The organism is Kocuria kalidii, from assembly GCF_044462225.1.
Lineage (GTDB): Bacteria > Actinomycetota > Actinomycetes > Actinomycetales > Micrococcaceae > Kocuria > Kocuria kalidii.
Window position 1 is genome coordinate 1 of record NZ_JBISWJ010000062.1, and the last position, 8,170, is coordinate 8,170.

At 74.1% G+C, this 8,170-nt stretch carries 9 protein-coding genes; 5 read left to right on the top strand and 4 right to left on the bottom strand.

Features of this window, described 5'->3' with window-relative positions:
- Positions 1-57 precede the first annotated feature (57 nt).
- Together ACH9D3_RS08695 and ACH9D3_RS08700 are read right to left on the bottom strand one after the other, a co-directional pair.
- The gene (locus tag ACH9D3_RS08695; protein ID WP_396410626.1) at positions 58-2,304 is read right to left on the bottom strand and encodes a catalase; all 2,247 of its coding nucleotides are present in this window, start codon (positions 2,302-2,304) and stop codon (positions 58-60) included.
- 239 nt (positions 2,305-2,543) lie between these two features.
- On the bottom strand, positions 2,544-3,491 hold the full coding sequence (locus ACH9D3_RS08700) for a DUF2382 domain-containing protein (protein WP_396410627.1): 948 nt from the start codon (positions 3,489-3,491) through the stop codon (positions 2,544-2,546).
- Between the two features lie 143 nt (positions 3,492-3,634).
- Between ACH9D3_RS08700 and ACH9D3_RS08705 the strand changes: the two genes are divergently transcribed.
- Genes ACH9D3_RS08705 through ACH9D3_RS08715 form a run of 3 tightly spaced genes read left to right on the top strand, consistent with a single transcriptional unit; the run spans position 3,635 to position 5,579 of the window.
- Positions 3,635-3,898: a PLDc N-terminal domain-containing protein gene (locus ACH9D3_RS08705; RefSeq protein ID WP_396410628.1), complete on the top strand. Its 264-nt coding sequence runs from the start codon at positions 3,635-3,637 to the stop codon at positions 3,896-3,898.
- A 44-nt stretch (positions 3,899-3,942) separates the two neighbouring features.
- Positions 3,943-4,626, top strand: coding sequence for a tetratricopeptide repeat protein (locus tag ACH9D3_RS08710; protein ID WP_396410629.1), 684 nt, complete (start codon positions 3,943-3,945; stop codon positions 4,624-4,626).
- Positions 4,623-5,579, top strand: a complete 957-nt coding sequence (locus ACH9D3_RS08715) for an aldo/keto reductase (RefSeq protein WP_396410630.1) — start codon at positions 4,623-4,625, stop codon at positions 5,577-5,579. The genes ACH9D3_RS08710 and ACH9D3_RS08715 overlap by 4 nt, the downstream gene beginning before the upstream one ends.
- Before the next feature lie 138 nt (positions 5,580-5,717).
- Here the strand turns inward: ACH9D3_RS08715 and ACH9D3_RS08720 are convergent, their stop codons facing one another.
- The gene (locus tag ACH9D3_RS08720) at positions 5,718-6,191 is read right to left on the bottom strand and encodes a thioesterase family protein (RefSeq protein WP_396410631.1); all 474 of its coding nucleotides are present in this window, start codon (positions 6,189-6,191) and stop codon (positions 5,718-5,720) included.
- Between the two features lie 203 nt (positions 6,192-6,394).
- Between ACH9D3_RS08720 and ACH9D3_RS08725 the strand changes: the two genes are divergently transcribed.
- Both ACH9D3_RS08725 and ACH9D3_RS08730 read left to right on the top strand, forming a co-directional pair.
- The gene (locus tag ACH9D3_RS08725) at positions 6,395-7,036 is read left to right on the top strand and encodes a YdcF family protein (protein WP_396399660.1); all 642 of its coding nucleotides are present in this window, start codon (positions 6,395-6,397) and stop codon (positions 7,034-7,036) included.
- Positions 7,037-7,139: 103 nt separating this feature from the next.
- Positions 7,140-7,427: a hypothetical protein gene (locus tag ACH9D3_RS08730; RefSeq protein ID WP_396399661.1), complete on the top strand. Its 288-nt coding sequence runs from the start codon at positions 7,140-7,142 to the stop codon at positions 7,425-7,427.
- A gap of 25 nt (positions 7,428-7,452) precedes the next feature.
- Here ACH9D3_RS08730 and ACH9D3_RS08735 read toward each other — a convergent pair.
- Positions 7,453-8,170 (bottom strand): DJ-1/PfpI family protein (locus ACH9D3_RS08735; RefSeq protein WP_396410632.1); only part of this gene is annotated, 718 nt, incomplete at its 5' end.

Here is an 8,170-nt window from a genome sequence, read left to right on the forward strand (position 1 = left end):
CCCGGGCAGCGGCGGTGGATGCCGGCGGCGAACGCCGCGGGGAGGAGGCGCGGGGCGTCAGAGCCGGCCGGAGACCGGGAACCGCTCCCAGGCGCGGTGGCTCTTCATGAGCGTCACCACCTGCTCGACCACGGCGGCGGCGTCCTTGCCGGAGACCACGCCGGGCGCTCCTTCGGGCAGGCCCGCCGCGGCGAGCACCTGGCTCTTGGCCCCCCAGGTGCCGATGGCCTTGGCCTGGCGGAACACCTCGCCGAGCAGCAGGTGCACGCGCGGGTCCACGCCCCCGGAGGAGACGGCTCCGGCCTTCGCGTCGAGGCCCTGCTGCGCGTCCGGGGCCGGCGGGACGGCACCGGCCACGAGCACGGAGTCGAACTCGACGGAGCGCGCCGTGAGGTAGGTCCGGTGGGCCACGACCTTCCCGCCGCGTCCGACCGGCCCGCCGTGCGGGGCGATGACCAGCGGCACCATCCCGGCGTCGTCGATCGCGGAGACCACCGCCAGGAGGTCGTTCTCGTCCGGGTCGGGCCCGACGACGATGCCCACCTGGCGCCCGTCGAGGGGCCACTGACCGCCGATCTGGGACAGGGCCGGGCTGGGCTCGATCCGCCCGTGCTTGACGGTGGGCTTCGGCGCGGGCAGGCCCAGCCCCTGTGCCACGACGGCGCACAGCTTCCCGTCGATGTTGGCGAGCGCCTGCAGCTGGCGCTCCTTGACCGACTGCTCCCAGCACTTGCCGAGCTCGAAGGTGTACGCCTGCGCGATGTGCTCCTTCTCGATGTCGGTCATGGACAGCCAGAACAGGCGGGTCTGGCTGTAGTGGTCGTCGAAGGACGCGGGGTTCCCGCGCTCCTTCACCGACTCCGCGACCGGAGCGGGGTGGTCGATGAAGGGCCGGGCCGGCTCGTCGGCGGGGAAGGGGTTGTTCCCGTCCAGCGAGTTCGGGTGGTACGGCGCGACCCCGGAGTGCACGGCGGTCTGGTGCATCGCGTCCCGGAGCATGTCGTTGACCGGCGCGTGCGGGCGGTTGATCGGCAGCTGGGTCCAGTTGGGTCCGCCGAGCCGGCTGAGCTGGGTGTCCAGGTAGGAGAACAGCCGGCCCTGCAGCAGCGGGTCGTTGGTGACGTCGATGCCGCGCACCAGGTTGTTGGGGTTGAACGCGACCTGCTCGGTCTCGGCGAAGTAGTTCGACGGGTTCCGGTTGAGCGTCATCAGCCCGACCGGCTCGACGGGGGCGAGCTCCTCCGGGACGATCTTCGTGGGGTCGAGCAGGTCGATGCCCTCGAACGTCTGCTCCTCGTTGTCCTCGAAGACCTGGACGCCGAGCTCCCACTCCGGGTGGGCACCGGCCTCGATGGCGTCGGCGAGGTCCCGGCGGTGCACGTCGGGGTCCATGCCCATCGCGATCTGGGCCTCCTCCCACAGCACCGAGTGCACGCCCAGCTTCGGCTTCCAGTGGAACTTGACGAGGACGCTGCGGCCCGCATCGTCCACGAGCCGGAACGTGTGGATGCCGAAGCCCTCCATCGTGCGGTAGGACCGGGGGATGCCGCGGTCCGACATGTTCCAGATCGTGTGGTGCTGTGCCTCGGTGTGCAGGGAGACGAAGTCCCAGAAGGTGTCGTGGGCGGACTGCGCCTGCGGGATCTCCCGGTCCGGGTGGGGCTTGCCCGCGTGGATGACGTCCGGGAACTTGATGGCGTCCTGGATGAAGAACACGGGGATGTTGTTGCCCACGAGGTCCCAGGTGCCCTCGGAGGTGTAGAACTTCGTGGCGAACCCGCGGGTGTCCCGGGCGAGGTCCGCGGAGCCGCGCGAGCCCAGGACCGTGGAGAAGCGCACGAAGACCGGGGTCTCGACGTCCTTCTGGAAGACGCCCGCGGAGGAGATCCTGCTCGCGGTGCCGTAGGAGCGGAACACGCCGTGGGCGCCCGCGCCGCGGGCGTGCACCACCCGCTCCGGGATGCGCTCGTGGTCGAAGTGGCTGATCTTCTCCCGGAAGTGGTGGTCCTGCAGGAGCACCGGCCCGCGCCGGCCCGCCTTCAGGGAGTGGTCGGTGTCGCCGCGCCGGGCGCCGTGGGCGGTGGTCAGGTACTCCCCGCCCTGGGCGTCGAGGGTCGGGTCGATCCCGGTGTCCTGGCCCGTGGGGCTCACCGGCTCGGGCGTGCCCTGGTCCGGCTTGGGGGGCAGCGGCGGACGGGGCGTGGTGGGCTCCGCGACCGGGGCGGTCTCGCTGCCGGGAACGCCGGGGACCATGGGCGCCTGCTCCCCGGTCTTCTTCCGCATCCTGTTCAGCCTCTTGCGCATGGTGGACCTCCCGGTCGTCGTCACGTCGTCGGCACCGGTCGGCCCCGGCCCGCACGGACCCGGACAACCAGCTCACTGATCATTACTGCACTCCCGTGAGGCGGGGCACAAGCCCCCGGGTGCGGCTCCGCGCTGGGTGAACACCCGGCGCGGAGCCGCGCCCGGGCGGCACCCCGACGGCACGGGCCCCGGGCCCCGCCCGCCGGTCACGCGGCCCGCGACGCCCGGACAGGAGGAGCTCAGTCCTCCTCGACCTCGACCCGCTCCTTGCGCACGGTGTCCTCGACCACCTCGGTGCGCTCCGCCCGGCGCACCACGAGGCGCACCCGCTCGTAGGGGACGCGCACGGTCCGCACCACGGGCACCTCGCGGTAGAGGATGACCTCGTCCTCCGCCACGGGCAGCTCGGTGCCGGCGAGGAACGCCTCGCGCTCCTCCTCGGTGACGGCGGTCCGGACCTCCTCGACGTCCTCGGAGACCAGGGTCTGCTCCGCGCGCACCGGCTCCTCGACCACGTACTTGCGCAACCGGGTCCGCCCGGAGGCGACCCGTTCCGTGCCGACCCGGAGCCGCTCCTCGTGCCGGACGACGGCGGAGTCCTCCTCGAGGTGCCGGCCGCCGCCGGACCCGGCGACCCGCCCGTCGCCGGGACCGTCCCCGGCCCCGCGCCGGTCCGCACCGCGCTCGGTCGCACCCGGGCCCCTCGCCCCGGGGCCCGTCGGTCCCGGATCCGCCGCGTCGCCGGCGTCCCGGGCGGTCCCCGCCCGGCCGGCGGTCCGGCCCGCGGCGGGGGCCGGCTCGTCGCGGTCCTCGTCCCGGACGCTCTCGCGCCCGGAACCGGCGGTGGCGTCCGCTCCGGTCAGGGACTCGCCGGTCTCGCGCACGTTCGTGCCGTCGTCGCGACCGGAGTCGTCGCCGTGGCGGACGGCGTCGTCGTCGCCGGCGTCGATGTTGTAGGCGGGGGCCCCGCCCCGGGGGTCGCGCGTGTCGGTGACGCCCGAGGTCGCGGAGCCGCCGATGTTGCCGTCCTCCCGTCCGTAGGCGTTGTGGTCCCAGAGCTCGCTCGCCGAGTTGGGGGCGTGGCGCTCCACCCCGGTGTCGTCCGCGTCGCGCCCTCCGGCGCGCCCGGCAGCAGACTCCTCGTGGGCGGATTCCTGGTCGTACGGGCGGTCGTCAGCGGTGGACATCGTGGACCCTCCTCAGGGTTGCTGTGGTCGTGCCGATTTTATCAGTGTGCTGAGCGGTGACCCACCCCACTCTAGGGGGAGCGGCGGCCGGCGCCCCGGCACGCACCCTTGTCCGCCCGTCCCCGCGGTGCCAGTATCGAGGCATGAGCACCTGTACCGTCCTCACGGCCGGCGGCGCCGAGGCCGTGCGGTCGGGGGCGTGGGAGAGCGGTGCGGCGACGGCCGGGGCGGTCGTCGTTGCGCTGATGCTGGCCGCGTCGGTCTCCCTGCTGCGCAGTCCGGGCCAGGACCCCGTGCTGCGCCTGCTGTGGCTGCTCGTGATCCTGGCCTTCCCCGTGGCCGGTGCGGGGCTGTGGTTCGCCCTGGGCCGCCGGGCGCCGCACCTGCAGGACACGCACCCCGCGTAGCCCCCTCCACCCCCGTGGAGGACCCGGCCGAGAAAGGAGTCCGCATGAGCCACCCCCAGGACGGGCACGGGTTCTTCACCCGGGCCATCGACGCCGAGGACCGCGGGCGGCTCGACGAGGCCGAGACCGCCTATCAGCAGGCCATCGCCCTCTTCGAGGAGGAGGGCGACTCCCTCCAGGAGCAGGCCGCCTGCCACTACAACCTGGGCCACCTCTGCCTCCGGATGAACCGCCCCGGCCGGGCTGTCACCGCCTACGAGCACGCCCTCGGGCTCTTCGTCCGCATCCCCGGCAGCGGCAAGCACAAGGCCCGCACGCACCTGATCCTCGGCAGCCTGCTGCTCGAGCTGGACCGCGCCCACGACGCCGAGGAGCACCTCCTGGATGCCCTGGGCCAGTTCCTCGACACCCCGCACGAGGCCCAGGACCAGGCGCAGTGCCACCTCAACCTGGGACGGGTGTACGAACTGGGCGAGCGCCACAGCCAGGCGGTCACGGCGTACAACCGGGCGCTGGACTTCTACCAGGAGACCGAGGCCACGGCCTCCGACCAGGCGGAGTGCTTCACCGCCCTGGGCCGGCTGTACGAGCGCGGCGGCCGGATGCGGGAGTCCGGCTCCGCCTATGCGGCAGCCGCCCGGCTGCGCTGGGCCGCCGAGCAGCAGCGGCTCGAGCAGGAGAGCCCCACCCGGGACGCCGGGGTGACCGAGGGCGAGGAGCGCCCGTGAGCTCGCGCCTCGTGTACGGCTGCATGACCATCGGCGGGTCGTGGGACGACACCGCGCCGACCGCCCGGACCGTGGACCGCGCCCGGTCGGCGGTGCGCGCCGCTCTCGACGCCGGCATCACCGACTTCGACCACGCCGACATCTATGCCCACGGGAAGTCGGAGGAGGTCTTCGGCCTGCTCCTCGCCGAGGACCCGGAGCTGGGGCGGCGGATCACCCTCCAGACCAAGTGCGGCGTGCGCCTGCCCGGCAACACCGCGGCGCCCGGCGCACCGACGCACTACCGGCTGGACCGCGACACGATCCGCAGCAGCCTCGAGGGCTCGCTCCGCCGCCTGCGGGTGGACTCGGTCGAACGGCTCATGCTGCACCGGCCCGATCCGCTGGCGGATCCGCAGGAGGTCGCGGGGACCCTGGACGAGCTGCGCAAGGAGGGCCTGATCCGCTCCGTGGGCCTGTCCAACATGTCGACCCGCCAGGTCTCCCGCTACCAGCAGCTGCTCGTCACGCCCGTCACCGCGCTGCAGCTCGAGCTGAGCCTGCGGCACCGGAGCTTCGTGGAGCAGCAGATCCTCGCCAACCACCCCGAGGGCGCCGAGCACTCGTTCCCGGAGGGGATCCTGGAGTACTGCGCGGCCGACGGCATCGAGGTGCAGGCGTGGGGTGCCCTGGCGCGGGGACTGTACACGGGTGCGCCGATCCCGCCGGAGGACCAGCACGCCGCCGCCACCGCGGAGGAGGTCCACCGGATCGCCGCCGCGCAGGGCGTCTCCGGCGAGGCGGTGGTCCTCGCGTGGCTCATGAAGCACCCCGGCGGGATCCGCCCGGTGCTCGGGACCACCGACCCGGAACGGATCGCCGCGTGCGCCGCGGCGGAGGAGCTCACGACCCGGCTGGGCCACGAGGAGTGGTACGCGCTGCTCACCGCGGCGCGCGGCCGGTCCGTCCCGTGAGCCCGCCACCACCCCCTGCGCCGAGCCCCCAACCATCTCGCACTCCCCCACGAAATTCTGTGGGGACGTGATCCTTGTTGGGGGGCTCGGCACAGGGGGCGCCGGGCCCCGGCCGGCGGCGCCGGGCGGCGGGGTGGGTCAGCGGAAGACGTGCGGTCCTGCGTGGGGGGCGAGGAGCTCCTGCTGCTGGGCCGAGATGCGCAGGACGGTCCCGGTGGCGGGCACGAAGAACGCGAGCCGGGTCTCGGCCCGCACGCAGGCCCGGCGCGTGACCACGTCGCTGATCTCGAAGCCCAGGGTCAGCGCCCCGCCACGTGCCGAGACGACCCACACCCGGATCTCCACCGGCGTGTTGCGGTACTCCAGGGGCTGCAGGTACTTGATCCGGTTCTCGGTGATCAGCGCCTGGGTGCCCTCGGGCAGCTCGGAGAAGAAGGGGATCAGCGGAGGCTCCACCTGGTCGCCGGTGCCCACGGGCACGCCCAGTGCCGCGATGCGGGCCTCCTCGAGCAGCCGGACGACCTCCACGTTGTTCACGTGCCCGTACGGGTCCATGTCGCCCCAGCGCATGGGCACCCGGCACAGCACGCCGGACTCGTCTGCCACGGTCATGCGGTCTGTCCTCCTCGGTCGTCGAACCCTGGATCGTGCGGCACGTCCGCGCGGCCGGCGGACGCACCGGCGTCCTTCATCGTAGGCCCGTGCCACGCCGCTCCGGGTGGTCGGCTCCGTCGCACGGCGCCCGCACCCAGCCGAGGGTGCGACAATGTCGGCTGATCAGGACCGTGTCCCGGCGACCCGCGAGGAGCGGTGCGATGCCCCGAACCGCTCGAGCCGACCGGCGCGCCCGCTGGGTGATCCGGGCCCTCGTCCCGGTGCTCGCACTGGGTCTCGTCTGGCTGATCGCCGGCTGGGCCGTGTTCCAGCACCCCCGGACCGATGCCCCGGCGCCCTCGGACGCCCTCCTCGTCCTGGGCCCCCCGGACCGGACCCGCATGGCCGAGGCGCTGCGGCTCGTGGACGCCGGCGTGGCACCCGTGCTGGTCGTGGCGAACCCGGGCGCCGAGGACTCCGGCGAGGCCTCGGGGAGGACCTACTACGCGCGGGCCGCGCAGACCTGCGCGGAGGGCCCCGGCGGCGACAGGGACTACGAGGTGATCTGCTTCCGTCCCGACCCCTCGACCACCCAGGGCGAGGCGATGGAGCTGCGTGCGCTCAGCGAGCAGCGGGGGTGGGAGCACGTCAGCGTGCTCACCTACCGCCAGCACGTCGCCCGGGCCCGCCTGCTGCTGGGACGCTGCTACCCCGGCGAGCTGGACGTGCTCTCCTTCGACTACCCGGCCGTGCCCAGGGGCCACCTGCGGGAGTTCGCGTACCAGTCCGGCGGCTTCGTGAAGGCGTGGCTCACCCCCGGCTGCGAGCAGCAGCTGCCGTGGCGGCCGAAGTCGGTGGCCTGACCGGACGGGACCACCGACCGGCCGCCGCGGTCGGCAGGGTCCACGGGGTCGGCCGTGACGCGGGCCTTCCCCCGCCGGCGCCCGGAGGAGAAGACTGGGGGCCATGACCGACCTGCAGTGCCCGGCCACCGCCGTGCTGCTCGACGACGCGTGCCCTCCCCCGTCGTGGACCGCCCGCCTGCGCGTGGCGGAGCGGTTCACGGTCCGCGGCGCCGAGCCGCTCATGTCGCTCGTCGACGACTCGGCCGACCTGTTCCGCGGGGAGACCTTCGTGGTCGCGGCCCCGGCCGCGGACGTCGAGGAGGCGCTGCGGCGGCGGGGCGTGGGCGGCCGCGCGCCCGTCGTCGTCGCGGTGGACTCCACCGGGTGGCAGCCCGTGCCCGCGCCCTGAGCCGGGGGCACGGGCGCCGCACCGATCACGTGGAGCGCTGCTGCTCGAAGACCACGAGCTGCTCCGCGAAGGACTGCTCGCCGGTCGTGTGGAGGCCGTACCAGGCCTCGAGCACTGCGGGTGGAAAGAGGTGCAGCCGCGCGAAGACCGCCCGGGCGAAGGACACCGGGGACGAGCCCGGAGCCGTGATGACGTCCCGGTCCTCGACGGCGTGGCCCCCGGTCCAGTGGTCCGCCCCGGCGTAGGCGGCGGCGGCCGTCAGGGAGCCGACGCTGTTGCCGGTGTGCGCCCGGTCGTTGAGCACCCCGGCGCGCGCCAGACCGAGCGCGGCCTCGCCGATCGCCGCCACCGGCGTGCCCTCCGCGAGCAGCTCCTGGGCCAGTCCGAGGACTCCCTGGTGGCCGCGGCCCCACGTCCGGGCGCCCGGCAGGACGAGCAGGGCGATCCGCTCCCGGTCCAGCTCGGCGAGGGTGGTGGAGGGCTGGACCACGAGGCCGCCCACCGTCCGCACCCGGTCCCCGGCCCCGGGCCCGGCGGTCACGACCCGGAAGCGTCCCGGACCGAGCCGTTCCGCCAGCGCCAGCCCGCCGAGGAGGTGACCGTACTCCCAGTCGGACATCGTGTCGGTGGCGTACAGGACGACGTCGCTCACGGGGCGCCACCAGCGGTCGAGCGGGTCGAGCAGGGCACGGCGACGTCCTTCCACGGGCGGGATCCTGACCGTCAGCCTACTGAGGCGGCGG